Source organism: Bordetella bronchialis (assembly GCF_001676705.1).
GTDB lineage: Bacteria > Pseudomonadota > Gammaproteobacteria > Burkholderiales > Burkholderiaceae_B > Bordetella_C > Bordetella_C bronchialis.
On record NZ_CP016170.1, the window covers coordinates 5,602,721 to 5,621,675 of the forward strand.

The following is an 18,955-nucleotide window of genomic DNA, read 5'->3' on the forward strand; positions in this document are numbered from 1 at the left end:
GGACCGCGTATGCCTAGAGGACGACCGAGACCATGGGGTGGCCGTGCAGCGCGCGATACAGCGCATCCAGCTGCTCGCGGGATGTCGCGCGCACCGTGAAGGTCAGGCCGATATAGTTGCCGCCCTTGCTGGGCCGCATTTCGACCGTGGCGGGATCGAACCCGGGATCGAACCGCAGCACCACTTCGGTCAAGGTCTGGGCGAAATCCGGATGCTGCTTTCCCATCACCTTGATGGGAAAGTCGCTGGGATATTCGATCAGGGATTGCTCGGGCGGAATGTGTTTCATGGCCACTACATGGGGGCGCCGGACGCTTTTCCAAGCAGCGCGGCGATCCGGCCATCATACCCCTGGCGCAGGCGGGCATAAACCGGGCCGGGCTTGCCCGATCCCACCGGCCGGCCATCCAGCCGCAGCGCCGGCAGGATCTCGCGCGTGGCGGAGGAAACCATCAGTTCGTCAGCGTTTTCGACTTCCGCGCGCGTGACCGGGCGCATCTCGAACGGAATGCCGGCCTCGGCGGCCAGTTCGGCCAACAGCCCGTAGCGTATGCCTTCCAGCACCAGGTGGTCCTTGGGCGGCGCCAGCAATTTGCCGCCGGCCGCCACCCAGATGTTGCACGTCGCGCCTTCGCTGAGCATGCCGTCGCGGAACTGCACGACTTCGTCCGCGCCGGCGTCGGCGGCGCGCTGCTTGGCCAGCACATTGCCCAGCAGGGACACCGACTTGATGTCGCAGTGCAGCCAACGCTCGTCGGGGATGGAGATCAGCGTAACCCCCTGTTCGCGCAGTTGCGCGCCGGGGCGCGTGAACGGGGACGTCATGCCGAAGACAGTGGGCGTGACCGCATCGGCGGGAAACCCATGGTCGCGCCTGGCCACGCCGCGCGTCACCTGCAGGTACACCACGCAGGACGGCGTCAGCGAGCGTTCGATCAAGCCCTGGACGACCTCCTGCCAGCCTGCGCGGTCGAACGGCGCCTCGATGCGGATGGCGGCCAGGCTGCGCTCCAGCCGGCCCAGGTGCTCGGCCATGCGGAACGGGCGGCCCTCGTAGACCGGGACCACTTCGTATACGCCGTCGCCGAAGATGAAGCCGCGGTCCAACACCGAGATTTTGGCGTCCTGCAGCCGCAGGAATTCGCCGTTCAGATACGCCAGGCTGTCGCCCGGCACGCCCGGAATCATGTGTGCTCCTTCAAGCAAGAAAACAGGCCGGCGGCGCCGGCGCCAGGGTCGTGCGGCAAGGAAAAAGGGCGGACCCGGTCCGCCCTTTTTGTCGGCGTGGAGGCGTGGCTCCATGCGGCCCACCCGCCATGCCGCTCGCAGCTTACACCGGCGGGCGCCCTTACTGCATCCAGCGCTTGACGATGTCGACCATGCGGCCGAAGAAGCCGGCGCGCTCGACCGGCTCGCGCACGACCAGCGGTTCGGTGCGCAGCGTCTTGCCATCCAGCGTCAACCGCAGGGTGCCCACGCGCTGGCCCTTTTCCAGGGGTGCGACGAGCGGGTCGGTGCGTTCGGCGACGGGCTTGACCTCGGCCGCCTTGCCGCGCGGCACCGCGATCCATACCGGCGCGGGCGGACCCAGCTTGACGGTTTCGGTCTTGCCTTCCCACACGCGCGCGTCCAGCGCGGGCTGGTTGTTGTCGAACAGCTTCACGGTGTCGAAATTCTGGAAGCTCCAGTTCAGCAGCTTCAGGCTTTCTTCGGCGCGCGCCGATTCGCTGTCCGCGCCCACCATCACGGTCAGCACGCGGCGGTCGCCGCGCAGCGCGGTGGCCACCAGGCAATAGCCGGCCGACTCGGTGTGGCCCGTCTTCATGCCGTCCACCGACGGGTCCGCCCACAGCAGGCGGTTGCGATTCGGCTGGGTGATCTTGTTGTAGCTGAAGCTGCGCTGCTTGTAGTAGTGGAAATAGTCGGGATGATCGGTGATCAGATGCGTGGCGATGGTGGCCAGGTCGCGCACCGTGGTGGTGTGCTGCGGGTCGGGCAGGCCGGTCGCGTTCACGAAGTGCGAACCCTTCATGCCCAGCCGTTCGGCTTCCTGGTTCATCATCGACGCGAACGACGGCTCGCTGCCGCCCACGGCTTCGGCCAGGGCCACGGAGGCATCGTTGCCGGACTGCACGATCACGCCCTGCAGCAATTCGTCGACAGTCACCGGCTTGCGCGGCTCGATGAACATCCTCGAACCGCCGGTGCGCCATGCATGCTCGGACACCGGCACCTGCTGATCCAGTGTCAGGCGCTTTTCGTCCAGCGCGTTGAAGACCACATAGGCCGTCATGATCTTGGTGAGCGAAGCAGGCTCGACCTGCTGATCCGGACTGGAGGCCGCCAGCACCTGGCCGCTATTCACGTCCACCGCGATCCAGGCACGCGCCGCGATCGTGGGCGCCGGGATCGGCGACACGCTGACGACGGACGAGATGCCATTGGCGTCGGTCTCCGCAACCTGCGAGGTCGACGCACCCGACGGCGTGGTGCCCGCCTGGGTGGGATTGCTGGCCGGCGCGGCCGCTGGGGCCGCGGGCTTGGCCGCCGGTTTGCCCGATGTCTGCGCCCATGTCGCCGGCGTTCCCATCGCCAGCGCCGCGGTCAACGCGGCGGCCAGCATGCGCCGTCCAGGAATCAAGGAAGAAAAACGGGTCAAACGCGAATTCGTCATCGGCAAATCGGGGCGGGAGGGGGAATCTTCGAGGAAAGCGTGAAACCGCCCAATTATAGGCAGCACGCCTGCCTGGAACATCCCGGATGAGCGGCTCACGCGGGGGAAAACATGCAACGCTATGCAACATTCAAAATGCATGCTTACAAGCTGACGCCTTACAGTACGATGACTCTCCCGCGCATCGCGCGACACTGTGCGGGCAACCCGCAATGTCGCACCCGCGAAACGGTGGCAGCTCCTGGAGGCGGAAATTGTATTGGGCAAGATACATTCTTGTTACTATGCTCGGCTTGTAACGCGAGCCGTTTTGTCCGCCGGCCGATCCCGGCCTCGTGCAGTCCATTAATCTGCGGTCGACCATCATGAGCGGCACCTATCTCGTCGGGACCGTTGTCCTGTCCCTGATCGTCGTGGCCCTGGCCGGGTATACCTCGGTATTGGCGATGCGCTTCGCCGCATCCCGGCGATCCCTGGACGGTTCGCTGCGCGAGGTCAGCTCCGCCCTGCAGCGGCTGGCGACCACCGACATGCTGACCGAGCTGCCCAACCGCACCGCGCTGGCCGGCGCCACGGACATGGCCATTACGCGGGCGCGCCACACGGGCAATGAGTTCGCCGTCCTGCTGATGGACCTGGACGGGTTCAAGCACATCAACGATTCCCTGGGCCATAGCATCGGCGACGGCATGCTGCAGGCCTTCGCGCGGCGGCTGCGCGCCTGCGTGCGCAGCGAAGACACCGTGGCGCGCCTGGGCGGCGACGAATTCGTCGTGGTGGTCGAGGGCCTGAACAGCCGCGAAGGCGCGGCCCGCGTCGCGCAGGCCGTCAACACCGCCATGCGCGACGACCTGATGTTCCAGGGCATGACCTTGCGCCTGACCGCCAGCATCGGCATCGCCATGTTCCCGCATGACGGGGAAGACGTCGAAACGCTGATGAAGAACGCCGACATCGCGATGTACGGCGCCAAGGAACATGGCCGCAACGGCTTTCGCTTCTACGAGCCGCACATGGGCGAAAGCTACCGCCGCATGCTGATGATGCAGCAGGGCCTGAACGACGCGTTGACGCACGAACAGCTCAGCCTGGACTACCAGCCCGAGTTCGCCGATGGCGGCCATCGCGTGACGGGCGCGGAAGCCCTGCTGCGCTGGCACCATCCCCGCCTGGGCTCGGTCCCGCCCGGCGAATTCATTCCCGTGGCGGAGCGCTCCGGCCAGATCATCGAAATCGGCTTCTGGGTCATGCGCACGGTATGCCGGCACATGAAGCGTTGGGACGCGCGCGGCCTGCCCGCGCTGAAGGTGTCGATCAACCTGTCCACCAAGCAGCTGTCGCATCCCGACTTCGTCGAACGCATGGTGGCGATCGCGCACGAAGAGGGCGTGCCGCCCACACGGCTGGTGTTCGAGATCACGGAATCGGTGGCCATGCAGGACGCCGAACTCAGTTCGCGCGTCATCCGCGCGTTTCGCGCCCATGGCTTCGGCATCGCCATCGACGACTTCGGCACGGGCTATTCCAGCCTGGCGTATCTGCAGCAATTCCGGGCGCAGCAGCTGAAGATAGACCGCTTCTTCACGCAAGGCCTGGACACGCATGGCGAAGAAGGCCGGGCCATCGTGGCCGCCATCCTGGCCATGGCGCACACGCTGAACATGGAAGTCGTGGCGGAAGGCGTGGAGACCACGACACAACTGAACGCCTTGCGCGCCCTGGCCTGCGACCAGATGCAGGGCTATTTGCTGAAACGGCCGATGCCGCTGGCGGCGTTTGAATATTTCCTCGAAAGCCTGCTGGTGCCGGCGGCGGGCGCCGATGCGACCGTCCCCGGCAGCCTGCCCGCCTGCCCCTGACGCGCCGGCCGCCGCGCCCACGATCCCGCGCGGGCGAGGCGCGGCACCGCGTGGCCACATCGCCACGCTTGCCGCGCATTGCGGGTTTCTCCGCAAACGACGCCACGCGGATTTGTTTGTACGATAGTCCAAACAAAATGGCATGACGCACGACGGACCGGACCCGGGAGGGCCTATGGACGCGTATGAGTGGCAAGAAGCCGTCGATCGCTGGACGATACCCGCCGCGGCGTGGCGATCCGCCACCCGGATGCGCCCTGCTGTCGCGCGCGCCCAAGGGCCGGTCGTGCACGACACGGATGGCCGGCGCTACCTGGACTTCGGCGCCAGCCCGGCCGCCGCGGTCCTGGGACACAATCATCCGCGTTACGTCGAGGCCGTCAAGCGGCGCCTGCACACGATAGGCGGCGATGCCTTCCTGGATGCCGATGCCTTGCGGCTGCACTGCCGGCTGGGCGAGATATTGACCCCGCCGCTGCAGAAATCGCTGCTGTTGCCCCATGGCGAAGCGGCATCGCGTGTCGCGGCCGGCATTGCGCGCGGGGTCACGGGCGGTACCGATATCGTTAGTGTCTCGGCCTTGCATGACGGCGACCTGTGTTTCGCCGTGGGGGCGCCGGCCGGTGTGCCCGGGCAGGCGCGTGCGGCGACGCCCGTGCCGGCCGTGGCCGCGAGCCGCGGTCCGGCGCCCTGCCCCGACCCCTCGCAGTGCGTTTGCGGCATGACGGGGTACGATCGCTCCTGTCCGTGGGCGGGATTCGATGCCGCGTTGCGGGCATGCGCGCGGCGGCCGGCGGCGCTGTTCATGGCGCCCTTCGGTGGCGGCGCCTTCGGCGCGCGGCCGGGCTGCGCCAGGCTGCTGCGCCGGCTGTGCCACCAGCACGGCATGCTGCTGGTCGTCGACGAAAGCGCGACGGGATATGGCCGGACCGGACGCATGTGGGGCCACCAGCACGACGATATCGTCCCGGACATCCTGATCGCCCGCGCGCGCTTCGGTGCGGGATTGTCCATCGATGCCGTCTGCACCACTCCCGATATCGCGGACCAATTATCCGCCAGTCACCTGCCGGAACTCGACTGTACCTGGCACGACCCGGTGGCCTGCGCCGCGGCCGCCACGGCCATCGACATCGTGCTGGAAGAAGACCTGGTCCCGCGTGCGCTGGGGATCGGCGAACACCTGAAAACCCGGCTCGGCGCGATCGCGGCCGACAAGCCCCTGATCCGCGCGATCCACGGCCGCGGGACGATGTACACCGTCGAGCTCGGCGCCGCGGCGCATGATGGCGCAGACCCGCGGACGCTTGTGCGGGACATCGTGCTGGCATGCCGCGACAAGGGTTTGCTGCTGGAGAGCGCCGCCCGCGGCGTCCCGGCCCGCATGCTGCGGGTGGCGCCGCCCATGGTCAGTACCGAATCGCAGGTGGACGAAGGGCTGGATATTCTCGACGCCGTCCTGCGCGACATGGCCAGGGCGTTCGACCCCGCCGTGGCGGTGGCTGTCCGTAGCGAATCGCCAGCGGAGCTGTCCGGGCTGTCCGGCTGTCCGTGAAGCCTGTAAGGCCCCTGAAGCCCGTAAGACCCGTAAAGCCCGTCACGCCCGGAGCGTCCCGAGTGCGGGGCGTGCGGGCGCCGGCGTGCCAGGGCCGCGGTTTCTCAGGTCGCCGAAGCGTCGGGAAACGTCCGTGCCAAACGGGTGAGCACCAGTTGCCGCAGCAACAGCAGTTTGCCATGGAAGAAATGCGTGGCGCCGGGGATCACCACCACCGGCGCCGAGCGTTCCCGCGTCCAGTCGAACAATTCCTGCAAGGGCACCACTTCGTCCTGCTCGCCATGGACGATCAGCGTGTCCTCCGGCAGCGCGACCTCGCGGAACTGGAAGCGCCAGACGGCGGCGCCGGCCAGGATCAAAGCTGCGGGCCGCGGCATGCCGCCATCCGCCAGCGCGCCGTCCAATTGCGCGGCAACCGCGGTACCGAAGGAAAAGCCCGCCAGTACCCACGGGGTGGCGGCAAGCTCGGGCTGCCGCTCCAGCCATTGCCCGACCAGTTCCTGCATGTCGGCCGTTTCCCCGCGTGCCTTGTCGAAGCTGCCCGCCGACGCCCGCACGCCGCGAAAGTCCGGGCGCAGCGCCACCAGCCCTTGCTGCACGCAGGCGCGGGCCACGGTCGTCACCACCTTGTTGTCGCGCGTGCCTTCATGCAGCGGATGCGGATGCAGGACCAGCGCCCAGCCGCGGGGCGTGCCCTCGGGCCAGTCCACCGCGCAATCGATGCGGCCGGCCAGGCCATTGAATTCCAGGATCTCGGTACGGGCAGTCATTGCAAGGCACTCGTCAAGGCGAAGACCGCGATGTTAAACCGGCGGCCGCCGACGGCGCGGACAGGCTGCGCTGCACCCAGGCCGCCAGATCGCTGGCCGCCGCGTCGGTGGCGGCGCGCAGCGCCAGCACGCCGCCCTGGGCATCCAGCGACGGTGCCGGCGCGCCGCGCGCGAGCTGCACCGAGGCCACCACGCGGTGGTCGCGCAGCAGCACGGCCTGCATCGCCACCTGGCCGGAGCTGGACTTGCCGTCCGGTGCGTAGACCTGTTCGAAGCGCGTCAAGGTGACCTGCAACAGCGGCGCGCGCGGGTCCACGCCATCCTGCACCACGGGGCCCGCCGCGGACAGGCGGTCGACGACACGCTGCTGTACCAACTGGGATGGCGGCGCGGCCCAGCGATATGTCGCATAGGAATGCGGGCTGGAGCTGTCGCCCACGCGCCAGATCACGCCCGTATCGGTCAGCATCTGCGCCGCCGAAAAGCTGACCGCCAGCGCCTGGCGCGGCGTGTCCGCGGCGGCGCCAGGCGCCGCCATCGGCGAGCCCGTCGACGACGTTACCGCCGCGGCGGCCGAGGCCAGCGCCCGGCCATCGCCGTCCTGGGCCGCGGACGCGGCCGGCGCCGGTCCCAGGTCGAAGAGCTGCGCCGGCGGGCTGGTACGGCCCAGGCTGCATCCGCCCAATGCGGCAGCCAGCACCGCGATCAGGGGCAGCCGGCGCCAGGCCTGTCGCCGGCGCGCACGGCCGGTCATACGCTCGTTCATTGCTGTGCTCTCCCGAATCCCTGAAAGCCGGCCTCTCCCGGCCCGGGCCGCGGCGGCGGCGCCCCGAAGATGATCGATTGCGGCGTGTCGCCCACGCGCCGCACGGCCGACGACACATTGCGCGCGGTGGTATTCACCTGGTTGGCCATGCTGCTGACCGCGGGCAGGGTGTCGTTCGACAGCCGCGACGCGGCAAAGGCGATCTCGCGCAGGCTGCGCGTGGCCATGGCGAGCGGGCCGTCGGGTGCATCCAGGCGCGCCACCGCCGTCCGTGCCTGCTGCGCCAGCGCGGAGATATCGCGCGCGGTGGCCTGGGCCTGCCGCGAGGATTCGCCCAGGCTGTCGATCAGCGGGCCGACCTTGGCCACCAGCGGCCGCAACTGGCCGCTCGCGTCCTTCAGCGATGCCGACACCGTGGCCGCATCCCGCATCGCCGACTGCAAGGCGCGCACGTTGTCGTCGCTGAGCAGCGCCGCGAGCTGGCCGGAGATTTTCTCCAGATTGCCGACGATGTTGCCGCCCCCTTGCGAAAGACGCTCCAGCAGGCCGGCGCGCAAGGGGATCACGGGCGGGGCATCGCCCTGGCGGGTCAGGCGGACCCGCGAGCTGCCGTCGTCGCGCAGATCGATATTGGACAGGCCGGTCACCCCTTGCACGCCCAGTTCCGCCCAGGTGGCCGAGGTAATGGGCGTGTTGGGCGCCACGCCGATGCGGATACGCACCAGGCCCGGCACATCGGGATCGAAACTCAGGCTCTGCACCTTGCCGACCGGCACGCCCTGATAGCGCACCGGCGATTGCTGCGACAGCCCACTGACCGCCGTATGGGAAATGATCTCGTACTCCGTCAGGGTGGAGCGGTCCCGCTTGATCGCGAAGGCGATCAACAGCACGGCCGCCAGCAGCACCAGCGTGAATGTCCCGGCCAGCAGCGCATGGCTACGGCTTTCCATACATCAACTCCTTGGGCGCCAGCTCGCCGAGCGCGCGCCGACCGCGTTCGCCCAGGAAGAAAGCGTGAATAAAAGGATGGTCCACCTTGAGGATCTCCGGCACCGTATCGCAGGCGATGACGTGTTTGTCGGCCAGCACCGCGACGCGCGAGGACAGCGCCAGCAGCGTGTCCAGGTCGTGCGTGACCATCAGCACCGTGAAGTGCAATTGCCGGTGCAGATTGCGCACCAGGTCGACGAACTCATCGGAGCGCTGCGGGTCCAGCCCGGCGGTGGGCTCGTCCAGGAACAGCAACTGGGGATCCAGCGATAGCGCGCGCGCCAGCGCCACGCGCTTGACCATGCCGCCCGACAGGTCGGCGGGCCGCTTGTGCGCATCGTTCGCGGACAAGCCCACCATTTCCAGGCGGCACATCACCACGTCCTCGACCAGCGGTTCGGGGATGGTGCGCAATTCCCGCAATGGGAGGGCAACGTTGTCGAACACCGACAACGCGGAAAACAGCGCGCCGGCCTGGAACAGCACGCCCCACCGGCGCGCCAGCTGGCCGCACTCGGTCGCGCTCATTTCCGATACGGGCATGCCCAGCACCGTCACGGACCCCGCGGCAGGCGTATCCAGCCCCATGATCTGCCGCAGCAGCGTCGTCTTGCCGGAACCGGAACCGCCCACCAGCGAGAGGATCTCGCCGGGATATACCGCCAGGTCCAGGTTCTCGTGCACGACGTGATCGCCGAAGGCCGTCTTCAATCCCACCACGGAGATGATCGGCGCGACGGTCAGCGCATTGTCGGTGAACAAATGCCTTTGGTGACTGATATCGTCCTTCATAGGGGCACCCCGCTCAACAGGATGGCGTACAAGGCGTCGACCAGGATCACGCCGGTGATCGACGTCACCACGGACGTCGTCGTGCGGCGTCCCAGGCTTTCGGTGTTCGGCTCGATGTTCAGGCCGAAATAGCAGGCAACCAGCGCGATCACCACGCCGAAGGTGGCGCCCTTGGCCAGCCCTATGCCGTAGTTGGACAGCGTCACCGCGTCCGGCAGCGTATCCAGGAACCAGCCCAGGGACACGCCCAGCTGCGCGCGCGCCGCCAGCATGCCGCCCAGCAGCGCCATCGCGTCCGTCCACACCACCAGCAGCGGCATGGCCACCGCCAGGGCCACCACGCGCGGCAGGATCAGGCGCTGGCTATGCGAGATACCCATCACCGCCATGGCGTCCAGTTCCTGCGTGACGCGCATCACGCCGATCTGCGCCGTGAAGGCCGAACCCGATCGCCCCGCCACCAGGATGGCGGCCAGCACCGGCCCGAGTTCGCGCACGATGGACGTGCCCAGCAGGCGGACGATGAAGCGGTCCGCGCCGTAGGTCTGCAATTGCTGCGAGGACAGATAGGAGATCACCACCCCGATCAGAAAGCCCACCAGGGCGGTGATGCCCAGCGCCTGCGCGCCCGCGCGGTAGATCTGCGCGGAGATCTCGCGCCAGGGCGCGCGCGCCGGGTGGCGGATCATATTGGCCAGGTCCAGCACCAGCTGGCCCAGCATGGCGACCATGGCATAGCCGTGCCGGGCGCCCGTCAGCAGGGCCTCGCCCAGTTTCACCACGGGCACCAGGCGGTCCGGGGGCGGCGGCGGCGGGGCGGCGACCTCGTGCGGATGGGCAGCCAGCGCATCGAAGACTTCCTTCAGGCCGCCCGGCATGCGCACGCGTCCCGGCAGCTTGTCGCCCCAGGCATGCCAGATCAGGTTGGCGCCCACGGTGTCCAGGCGATCGATGCCGTTCAGGTCCCAGCGCAGGTCGCCCGCGGCCTGCTCCAGGGCCCGGCAGCGGGCTTGGACCTCGCCCTGGCGCGCCAGGGCATGGACCGTCCAGTCGCCGCTTACATAGCAAACGCCGCCGGACAGCCGGAACGGCGGCACGGCGGCGGCAGGCGGATGCGGGTTGGATTGGACCATGGGCGTATGGAAGGAGCCGGTCTGGCGCCGGCCCTCGTGGGCGCGAACAGGCTAATGATACGCGGCTTGGGGTTGCGCGACCGATAGCGCGCCCGCGGCGATAAAATCCCGGGGTTCCACCGCCACTTCAGGCCCTGGGCTTCGGTCTTGCCCGGCCTGGTTTTCGAAGTCCCCGCACCAGCCGCCGCTTTTCATGCCGGATTTTCCAGAACTTCCCTCGCCGGACCACATGGCGGCCACGCTGCGCGCGCGGCTGGCCGATGGCTCGCCCGCCTCGTTCGGGCGGGTCGATTGGATGGCGCAGACCGGCTCCACCAATGCCGACCTGCTGTCCCGCGCGCGCGAGCAAGGAAACGTGGGCGCGCCCAAGCCCTGGCTGCTGGGCGCGCATCTGCAACAGGCGGGCCGGGGCCGCGCGGGCCGCGCCTGGCAGAACCGTCCGGGCGCGGCCCTGATGTTTTCATGCGCTTTCGACACCGCGCTGGCCCCTGCCAGCCTTCCGGCTTTATCGCCGCTGGCGGGGCTGGCCGCATGCGAAGCGCTGCGCGGCATCGCGGGTACGGCGGGCTCGCCCTTGTGCATCAAGTGGCCCAACGACGTGCAATGGGGCCAGGCCAAGCTGGCCGGCGTCCTGGTGGAAACCGCGCGCGCCGCGGGGGCGCCGTCCGGCGGCCATACCGTCGTGATCGGCATGGGCATGAACCTGTGCGACGGCGCGGCCTTGTCCCGCGCCCTGGAGCGCGACGTCGCCGACTGGAGCATGGTCGGCTGCGCCGCGGCGCTCAGCGATGTCGTGGCCGAGGTCGCGTTGGCGTGGCGCGATGCGCTGGCCGGCATCGCGCGCGATGGATTCGCGGCCTACATCGGGCGGTTCAGGCGGCTGGATGCCCTGGAGGGACAGGACGTCCAGGTATTGGATCGGGGCCAGGTGCTGCATCGCGGCCTGGGCTGCGGCGTGGACGCGCAGGGCCGCCTGCGCGTGCGCACCATGGACGGAGAACTGCCCGTTTCCGTCGGCGAAATCTCGGTAAGGCCGGCATGAACAACATCGTCCTGATCGATTCCGGGAATACGCGGCTGAAGGTGGCAGTGCTGCGGGCCGACGCGCGCATGGCCGGTGGGCATCCGGCCACCGGCTGCGTGGCGGATTCCTCGCCTTGCATAAGCGCCGGCGGGATCGGCGGTGACGGCGCGCCGGGGCCCGCGCGGCGGCCCGCCACGCAGGCCGCGAGACGGGACGGCCACGCCGCCCAGCTGTCTGCCCAGGCCCTGGACAATGACAACATCCAGGGCCTGGAGGATTGGCTCCGCGCCCTGCCCGCGCCGCCCACGGCCGCGCTGGGAACCAACGTCGCGGGCCCGGCACGGGCGGCGGCAATCGAAGCCGCGCTTGCGCGGATAGGCTGCCCGCTGCGCTGGGTCGTGCCCCAGGCATGCGCCTATGGGCTGACCTCACGCTACACCCGGCCCGAGCAGCTGGGTGCGGATCGCTGGGCGTCGATGCTGGGCGTGCTTGCGCTGCGGCAGGCCGGGACAGCGGCTACGGCCGGGATAGAGGAACAGGTCGGCCCGGCGGGGACAGCAAGCCCGGCCGCGACGCCAGGCCGCGCGCCCTTCCTCCTGGCCAGTTTCGGCACGGCGACAACGCTGGATACCGTCGGCGGCGACGGCGTCTTCGAAGGCGGGCTGATCCTGCCCGGACCGGCGCTGATGCGCCGCTCGCTTGCCTCGGGTACCGCCAATCTGCCCTTGGCCCACGGCGATCCGACCGCCTACCCCACGGACACGCAGCATGCCATTGCCAGCGGCGTGGCCGCCGCGCAGGCGGGCGCCGTGCTCCGGCAATGGCTGGCCGGCTTGCGGCGCTACGGCGTGGCGCCGGACATCTACGCCGCCGGCGGCGGCTGGGACGAAGTCGAGCCGGAGATCCGTCGCCTGCTGGCCGACACGGCGGCCAGCATGGGGCGCTTGCCGCCCGCCATTACCGTGATCGACAATCCCGTACTGCACGGCCTGGCGCACATCGCCGCCGCGGCCTTCCCGGACCTGCCGTAATGCGCATACTGTTCATCCTGATACTGCTGGCAAATATCGTCGTCTATGGCATCGGCCAGGGATGGCTGGGCGTGCAGCCGGAAGACGAAGGGCGGGATCCGATCAAGCTGCAGCAGCAGCTGAATGCGGATAAGGTGGTGGTGGGCAGGTAGCGGGGCTACACCGCTATCGGGCCGGGTTGTCTTCGTCCTGGCGCGCCGCGCCCAACCAGGGCCGTAAGGCTTCCACCATCCGCCGTGTCGCGCCCGCGTGCGCGGCAGTCCAGGCCAGCGCGGCCTGCTGCATGGCTTTCCTGCGCGCCGCGTCCCGCAACAAGGCATAGGCCGTCCGCAGCGCCTCGTCGGCATTGTCGACCTGGACCGCGGCTCCCGCCGCAATGGCATCGGCGGCAGCCTGCGCAAAGTTATGCATATCGGGCCCCAGGATGACCGGGGTTCCCGCCGCGCACGCTTCGATCAGGTTCTGCCCGCCGAATGGCGCGAACCCCCCGCCGATAATGGCCACATCGGCCGCCGCATAATAAAAGGCCATCTCGCCCAGCGTGTCGCCCAGCAAGACCGGTGTATCCGAGGGGGGAATCTGCACGCCGGCAGACCGTCGCAAAAAACCCAGGCCATGCTGTTTCATGACCGCGGCGGCATCGGCAAAGCGCTGGGGATGACGCGGGATCACCATATAGAGGGTGCCCGCCGGCGCCGCATCGGCGCCGGCCGCCCGTATTGCGTGGGCGAATAGCGCTTCCTCGCCATCCCGCGTGCTCGCGATCGCGATGCAGGGACGTGCAAGCGCTTCCCGCCACTGCCGGCCTTCGGCCAGCTGTTCCTGCGACAGGCTGACGTCGAACTTCAGATTGCCGACCACGTGCGGGCCGAACGCGCCGGCCTTGCGCAGGCGTTCCGCGTCCGCGTCGGTCTGCGCGAGCACCAGGTCCAGGGCCGCATAGGCCCTGTGTAGCGCGCGCCTGGCCCATCTCGTCCGGCGCAGGCCGCGCTCGGATAAGCGCGCGCTGACAAGCAGCATCGAGACCCCTTGCCGGACCGCTTCATGGATCAGGTTGGGCCACACCTCGCGTTCGATCAGGATGCCGCAGCGCGGCTTGAAGTAGCCGATGAAGCGTCGTGCGGAGCCTGGAAAGTCATAGGGCAGCCACGCCTGGCGCAATTGTCCGCTGGCAATGGCATCCGCGAACAAACGGCTTCCTTCCGCCCGCCCTGTCGGGGTCGTATGCGTCAGGAGAAGCGGCAGCCCCAGGTCCAGCAGGGCCTTGACCAGCGGCTGCGCGGCGCGCGTCTCGCCCAGGCTGACCGCGTGCACCCATATACGCCCCGTCGGGTCCTGGCGCGGGTCTTCCTCGGGGTATCGGCCAAAGCGGCCGGGGCCCAGGATGTCCCAGTCTCCACTTTGCCTGCCCGCGCGCACGCGCATCCATAGCCACAGGACGGGTGCCAGAAAGCGGAGCAGCAGTGTGTAGAGGAATCTGGTCATGGACGGATGAAGCCGGCTGGCGGCGTCGATGGAAAGCGCTATGCCGCCAGCGCTTGCTCGAGTGCCGCGAGAACGACATCGCGCGAAGGCGGCGCACCGCGGTCGCCCAGGCTGGCCGTATACGAGTCCCCGACCAGGGGCGTGCGCACAGGCGTCGAAGCGCGGTATATCCCTATCGTCGGCCGCCCGAGCGCCGCCGAAAGATGCGTCAAGCCGCTGTCCAACCCGACCATCACGCGGGCGCCGGCCAGCAATCGGGCAATGGAAGTGAGATTCATCCGGGGAACTACCTCGGCCCCGTCCACGCCGGCGATCAGGGCATGCGCCCGCTTGGCCTCTTCATCGTTGCCCGCAAGCAGCCGCAGCCGGCATCCCGCGTCCCTCAGGCGAGCGAAAACCGCGCGCCAATCCTCGTCCGGCCACAGTTTGTCGGGCCGGCTGGCGCTGGGCATGATGACGGCATAGCCGGATGATGCGCTATCGCCACCGCCGCCTTCCACGTACCCGCTGCGTGCCTGCCGGACAAAATGCTGCAATCCGAAGTCCGGTTTCCCAGCAGGGGTATATCCGAACGTAAGCCCGGCCAAGGCGCGCTGGCGTATAACGGCCGGCTGCCAGAAGTCCACTTTATGTCTTACGTCGTAAAACAGCGACGCCAATGGCTCTCGCGCAGACCGCCAGTCCAGGCCGTGCCGCACACCCCTTGCCTGGCGCACCAGCCAAGCGGATTTCAGCAGGGCCTGCATATCCAGGACCACATCGTAGCGAACCGACCGAAGGCGCTCGCGCAAGGCCATCCTCTCCGCCCTGACATCGGCGGACCACCAGGCTTTGCGCCATCTTCGATGTGCGACCTTGATCACATCAGCAATGGCAGGATGCCACTGCGGTATTTCCGCGAAGGCTTCTTCCGCGACCCAATCGATGGTCGCGCCGGGGCAATGCGCGGCGATATCGGACATAGCGGGCAGCATATGAACAAGGTCGCCCAGGGAAGAAGTGCGAACGATCAGGATTCGATTAGACATATGCAGGGCCGCATACCCGCTGTAGGGAACAGGTCCGGCCTGGACCGGCAATCAAAACTGAGCGATTGTACGGTCTCAATCGCTAGCCGCGTCGCTCGATACGCCCGCGTCCCCCGCGGGCTCGTGGTACAGGGCCAGGTCGCTTGCAGAGTCGACTTCCCCCCACTTCCCCCGGTAGGGAATGGCCATGACCGGCACATTCCCCGCTGCAATGACATATTGCAGCGTGCGGGTCATGTCCATCTTGTCACGTTCCGGGTCTGTCATACCCGACCGAATACGCTCGACCTCAGCCCAGCCATCCGGCGTGAACCGGAGCAAACCCATATACTGGCCTTCGACCTCTTCCACCGTCTTCGGGCGATTGCCGATCTCGCCAATAAAGCCGCCCGGAGACAAACGGAAAGTCTCTGCATCGAGCAAGGGATCGCCGAATCGGCTTTCCCATTGCGACCGCCAGCCCGGGTCGTATGTCAACGCGAGCCTTGCGTCGCTCTCCATAAGGGAGGCAACGGCAGAGGGTTCGTAGAAAATGTCGGAATAGCTAACGATGCAGGGCTCCGATCGCAGCCACGTGCGAGCGCACGACAAAGACGTCACCATATTGGTATCCGCCCACCTGGGATTGTGAAATTCCACGACGCCCAGTTCGGCCAAAACCTCTCTGCGATAACCGGTCACCAGCCCGATTTCAGTCGCGCCAGCCGCTCGCAATGCCTCCATCTGCCATTCGATAAGGGGCCGTCCCCGCAAGGTGACCATGCACTTTGGCCGGTCTTTCGTCAGGTCCTTCATGCGGCTACCCCTACCGGCAGCCAGGATAAGCGCTTTCACTCGAATAAGCTCCGCAGGCGATCAACGTCTCGCGTGTCCGGTTGCGCCTCCCTTTCAGGATGCCACATCCATCCTTCCCACTTCAAAGTCGCATGGCGAACTGCTTCCAGCTCGCCGTCGGCCGCTGTCGCCAGCACATCGAAACCGGGGGGACATTGCACCGGCGCAAGCGTATGGAAACTATTGACCTCCCCGGTCACCTCGCCCGAGATAGCGTGCCGGGTGGCCACATGACACGCCACATTCTTCAGGTCGATGCCGGCTCGCAGACACATGAGCTGCATTCCCCTGCACACGCCCAGCACGGGTATCCGCGCGACTTCGGCCCACCGGATGAGCGCGCCTTCGGTAGCGTCACGCAAAGGCGATTTCCCCACGTCCTCGCCCCCGGTCAGAATGAGCCTGTTGATGCCCCAACGCTGGCAATATTCGACCGCATCCGCTTCCCCCAGATTTGGCACCGGCAGCCAGGCGGCATCGGGCAAGGCATGGTTCAGAAACCTTCCCCAGGCTTGCGCCAATGCGTCGCGCGGTTCGCTATAACCCTCGGCCTGCGTGACGCGCATGGTGACACCTATGCGAATGGTGCTAGGTTCCATATAAGGGCCTCAATATCTTGCCCGCGCAATTGATTTCGACACGGCCCGCGGAAACTATCCGCTCGTAGATCTGTTCGCCGCAACCGATAGCCGCAGGCAGTCCGAACTCCGCGCACCTTATCGCCATATGAGAATTGGCCCCGCCAAAGCGGGTAACCAGAGCGGCCGGCATTTTAGTGAAGATCCAGTCAAAACCGGGATCCGCATTGCCGATACAGACGATTTTTCCGGCAATATTGATACTCGCCGACGTTTCCGTTGTCAATTCGACGACCTGGCCGCTCGCCGAGCCGACGCCAACGAAGTTCGGCACGCTGCGGTTGACCGTCGCCACATAGACATCCCGGGCGCCATACATGATATGAGACAGCCGGAAAGCGTGCGCCACGGTCATACTGCGCCGCGCCGCATCCGCCTTGTCCAGGTAGTACCGATCGACGTAGTCCATGATCGGATGGCTAAGGCTCTTCGAAATAGTCGGCCAGTCCAGATAGGAAACATCATCCCGGGAAAGCCCGTGCAGCTCTCCCCAAACGACCAGGGCCGACAAGGCGTCGGAAAGGGTGCGTGTGAACGTGAACTTTACATACTCACGTCCAGCGATGGCCTTGTTTGCATAAGCCAGCAGCGCGTCGGCGTCGAAAACGTCGAGGCCCGCCGCCGACAATAACGCATCCAATCCGGTACGCTCGTCGGGGTGCAGCGCGAAGACAGGGGCCTCCGGTGCGAGCACCTGCACGGCATCGTCGAGGAACAGGTCGTCTCTCTCGTCGTACCTCAGCGACGTCACTTCATAGGTCCCCGGCCGCAGATGACCGAACTTGCGCAGGAAAATGCCGCGGTCCAGTGTGCCTGCGCAAACACTCGCATATTCTTCGACCATGCTGCCCGTGACGGTACGCACGCTTCGCTTGAACGCCAGAAGCCGCTCCTGGCTCAGGGCGCCCCGATCGACGGCAGTCCGTAACAGCGCTTCGGCGATGAAGGCGTGCCGCGCGACGATGGCAAAGGAATAAGTGCCCAATGTGCGGCATTGCGTCAAAAGATAATCGGCACGGGCCAGATATTGGTGCGCTCCCCCCCCGATGATCGGATCCAGCGCCTCGTCCGCGAGTCGCTGCGCCGACGATAGCGCCGCGTCGAGCGTCGAATCCTGACCTGGCGCTATGCACCGCCTGGTCAGTTCGCGCAACGCATTCCGGTAAACCTGGAACTCGTCCCCGTCGAGCACTTCTGCATACCGGTCGCGGAAGGTCTCCGCGAATGAGAAGTCGAGGCACGTATGGACTATATCGAACTCGACCTTGTCATGAAACTCTGGATTTTGCTCCAGGCGATCCAGCCAGGCATTGACCAGCTTGCTACCGATTGCCTCCGGCAGCGCTGCCGGCAGGAAGGAATTGAAACTATGCCGCACGTCGATATAGGGATGGTTGTTGATCATCATCATCAACTCGACCTCCCCCAGCGATCGGTACCCCATGGCCTCCCGTGCCTTGCACCATACCGATTTGGTGATGAGTTCGCGGTACAGCGACGCAGCCAGTTGCCGAGGCGTGGTACCGATCAATTCGGCGGGATTCCAGTCCGGCATGATGGCCAGGATCGTCCTGTCGCCTAGCACGCCATCTCGCCTCGCCGAACATTCGACCACGAAATGCTCGATGAACTTCAACTGACGCGCGACACGCCGCTCCGTGACAGGATGCCACTGACCTGACAATGCGATGCGCCTGACCTGGAACAGGTACAAATCGCCGTTGCGACCCAAGCCGAATTCGATGTCCAGCGCGGCGCATCCGCACACCGACTCCAGCTCGCGCGCTAATTGCAGGAACTTGGCAACCCGGCGCGACCGGATCATTTCGGGCCGCGCGTCACGATAGACGAACAAGCCTTTGTTGACCGAGTCGCCGGCCGTCACACTGTCGGTGCGGCCTGTTTCATCGTCGAAATCGATACAGTAGTAGGGCGACCCATGGACCATGTCGTAGGTCATGATCACACCGCTGACTGCGATGTCGTTCACCATACGTTGGATCAGCACCTGGTCTCTGGCGTTGCCGGTCATCGATGCCACGACCTGTTCAATCGCCTCCATCAATGCCGCCTCGTCCGCGCTGCTCACGTGGAGCCGGGTGAGGAAGGCGCCCGCCATGGAGGTAAGCTCGCCATCCTCGATCAGCGCACTGCTGCGTACGGCAACTACGTTACCCTTGAATCGTTCCCTGATCGAGCGCAGGACATCCTGTCTGCTGTTGCGCCACCGCTCCAGAGTGAAAAAATAGAAGTCGGGAATCGACGCGCCAACGATAAGGGGAGCCAACCGCCCAAGTGTTTCGGCCTTGGTCCCGAATTCGAATGGCGCGTCCGCGGAATCCGTTTGTAGAGACGTCATGGAAGGCGCATGTA

18 protein-coding genes are annotated in these 18,955 nt (G+C 66.9%); 5 read left to right on the forward strand and 13 right to left on the reverse strand.

The window, feature by feature from the left end; translation table 11 throughout:
* Window positions 1–13: 13 nt before the first annotated feature.
* The 3 genes from BAU06_RS24620 to BAU06_RS24630 all read right to left on the reverse strand — a co-directional run bounded on the left by BAU06_RS24620 (window position 14) and on the right by BAU06_RS24630 (window position 2,674).
* Window positions 14–289, reverse strand: coding sequence for a YbeD family protein (locus BAU06_RS24620; RefSeq protein WP_066356890.1), 276 nt, complete (start codon window positions 287–289; stop codon window positions 14–16).
* A gap of 5 nt (window positions 290–294) precedes the next feature.
* On the reverse strand, window positions 295–1,188 hold the full coding sequence (locus tag BAU06_RS24625) for a D-amino acid aminotransferase (RefSeq protein WP_066356891.1): 894 nt from the start codon (window positions 1,186–1,188) through the stop codon (window positions 295–297).
* Window positions 1,189–1,348: 160 nt separating this feature from the next.
* Window positions 1,349–2,674 carry a D-alanyl-D-alanine carboxypeptidase family protein gene (locus BAU06_RS24630; protein ID WP_156770329.1) on the reverse strand — a complete coding sequence of 442 codons (1,326 nt, stop codon included), beginning with the start codon at window positions 2,672–2,674 and terminating at the stop codon, window positions 1,349–1,351.
* 335 nt (window positions 2,675–3,009) lie between these two features.
* Here BAU06_RS24630 and BAU06_RS24635 point away from each other — a divergent pair, with 335 nt between their 5' ends.
* Entirely contained in the window at window positions 3,010–4,533 is a 1,524-nt protein-coding gene (locus BAU06_RS24635) for a putative bifunctional diguanylate cyclase/phosphodiesterase (RefSeq protein ID WP_066356897.1), read from the forward strand.
* A 175-nt stretch (window positions 4,534–4,708) separates the two neighbouring features.
* The gene (locus BAU06_RS24640) at window positions 4,709–6,088 is read left to right on the forward strand and encodes an aminotransferase class III-fold pyridoxal phosphate-dependent enzyme (protein ID WP_066356899.1); all 1,380 of its coding nucleotides are present in this window, start codon (window positions 4,709–4,711) and stop codon (window positions 6,086–6,088) included.
* A gap of 104 nt (window positions 6,089–6,192) precedes the next feature.
* On the opposite strand, the gene BAU06_RS24645 is transcribed toward BAU06_RS24640, so the two are convergent.
* From BAU06_RS24645 to BAU06_RS24665, 5 genes are read right to left on the reverse strand one after another with little or no spacing between them, the layout of a single operon-like run.
* On the reverse strand, window positions 6,193–6,858 hold the full coding sequence (locus tag BAU06_RS24645; RefSeq protein ID WP_066356900.1) for an alpha/beta hydrolase: 666 nt from the start codon (window positions 6,856–6,858) through the stop codon (window positions 6,193–6,195).
* Window positions 6,859–6,871: 13 nt separating this feature from the next.
* Complete coding sequence (locus tag BAU06_RS24650; RefSeq protein WP_231933958.1) at window positions 6,872–7,624, reverse strand: ABC-type transport auxiliary lipoprotein family protein; 753 nt, start codon at window positions 7,622–7,624, stop codon at window positions 6,872–6,874.
* A complete protein-coding gene (locus BAU06_RS24655) occupies window positions 7,621–8,577 on the reverse strand; it encodes an MlaD family protein (RefSeq protein ID WP_066356901.1) in 957 nt (318 codons plus the stop codon). The genes BAU06_RS24650 and BAU06_RS24655 overlap by 4 nt, the downstream gene beginning before the upstream one ends.
* Complete coding sequence (locus BAU06_RS24660; RefSeq protein WP_066356902.1) at window positions 8,564–9,409, reverse strand: ABC transporter ATP-binding protein; 846 nt, start codon at window positions 9,407–9,409, stop codon at window positions 8,564–8,566. The genes BAU06_RS24655 and BAU06_RS24660 overlap by 14 nt, the downstream gene beginning before the upstream one ends.
* The gene (locus BAU06_RS24665; RefSeq protein ID WP_066356903.1) at window positions 9,406–10,542 is read right to left on the reverse strand and encodes an MlaE family ABC transporter permease; all 1,137 of its coding nucleotides are present in this window, start codon (window positions 10,540–10,542) and stop codon (window positions 9,406–9,408) included. Before BAU06_RS24665 ends, BAU06_RS24660 begins: the two co-directional genes overlap by 4 nt.
* A 193-nt stretch (window positions 10,543–10,735) precedes the next feature.
* Between BAU06_RS24665 and BAU06_RS24670 the strand changes: the two genes are divergently transcribed.
* Genes BAU06_RS24670 through BAU06_RS26950 form a run of 3 tightly spaced genes read left to right on the forward strand, consistent with a single transcriptional unit; the run spans window position 10,736 to window position 12,749 of the window.
* Entirely contained in the window at window positions 10,736–11,584 is an 849-nt protein-coding gene (locus BAU06_RS24670) for a biotin--[acetyl-CoA-carboxylase] ligase (protein ID WP_066356907.1), read from the forward strand.
* Complete coding sequence (locus BAU06_RS24675) at window positions 11,581–12,597, forward strand: type III pantothenate kinase (RefSeq protein ID WP_066356908.1); 1,017 nt, start codon at window positions 11,581–11,583, stop codon at window positions 12,595–12,597. The genes BAU06_RS24670 and BAU06_RS24675 overlap by 4 nt, the downstream gene beginning before the upstream one ends.
* Window positions 12,597–12,749, forward strand: a complete 153-nt coding sequence (locus tag BAU06_RS26950; RefSeq protein WP_197509377.1) for a hypothetical protein — start codon at window positions 12,597–12,599, stop codon at window positions 12,747–12,749. Before BAU06_RS24675 ends, BAU06_RS26950 begins: the two co-directional genes overlap by 1 nt.
* A gap of 13 nt (window positions 12,750–12,762) precedes the next feature.
* Here the strand turns inward: BAU06_RS26950 and BAU06_RS24680 are convergent, their stop codons facing one another.
* From BAU06_RS24680 to BAU06_RS24700, 5 genes are all read right to left on the reverse strand, one after another.
* Window positions 12,763–14,082 (reverse strand): 3-deoxy-D-manno-octulosonic acid transferase, encoded by a 1,320-nt coding sequence (locus BAU06_RS24680; protein WP_066356912.1) that lies wholly within the window; start codon window positions 14,080–14,082, stop codon window positions 12,763–12,765.
* A gap of 38 nt (window positions 14,083–14,120) precedes the next feature.
* Complete coding sequence (waaC, locus tag BAU06_RS24685; RefSeq protein ID WP_066356913.1) at window positions 14,121–15,110, reverse strand: lipopolysaccharide heptosyltransferase I; 990 nt, start codon at window positions 15,108–15,110, stop codon at window positions 14,121–14,123.
* Window positions 15,111–15,185: 75 nt separating this feature from the next.
* Window positions 15,186–15,905 carry a phosphocholine cytidylyltransferase family protein gene (locus BAU06_RS24690; RefSeq protein ID WP_197509379.1) on the reverse strand — a complete coding sequence of 240 codons (720 nt, stop codon included), beginning with the start codon at window positions 15,903–15,905 and terminating at the stop codon, window positions 15,186–15,188.
* A gap of 35 nt (window positions 15,906–15,940) precedes the next feature.
* The gene (locus BAU06_RS24695; RefSeq protein ID WP_066356918.1) at window positions 15,941–16,510 is read right to left on the reverse strand and encodes a gamma-glutamyl-gamma-aminobutyrate hydrolase family protein; all 570 of its coding nucleotides are present in this window, start codon (window positions 16,508–16,510) and stop codon (window positions 15,941–15,943) included.
* A 22-nt stretch (window positions 16,511–16,532) separates the two neighbouring features.
* A complete protein-coding gene (locus BAU06_RS24700) occupies window positions 16,533–18,941 on the reverse strand; it encodes a PEP/pyruvate-binding domain-containing protein (protein ID WP_066356921.1) in 2,409 nt (802 codons plus the stop codon).
* Window positions 18,942–18,955: the final 14 nt, after the last annotated feature.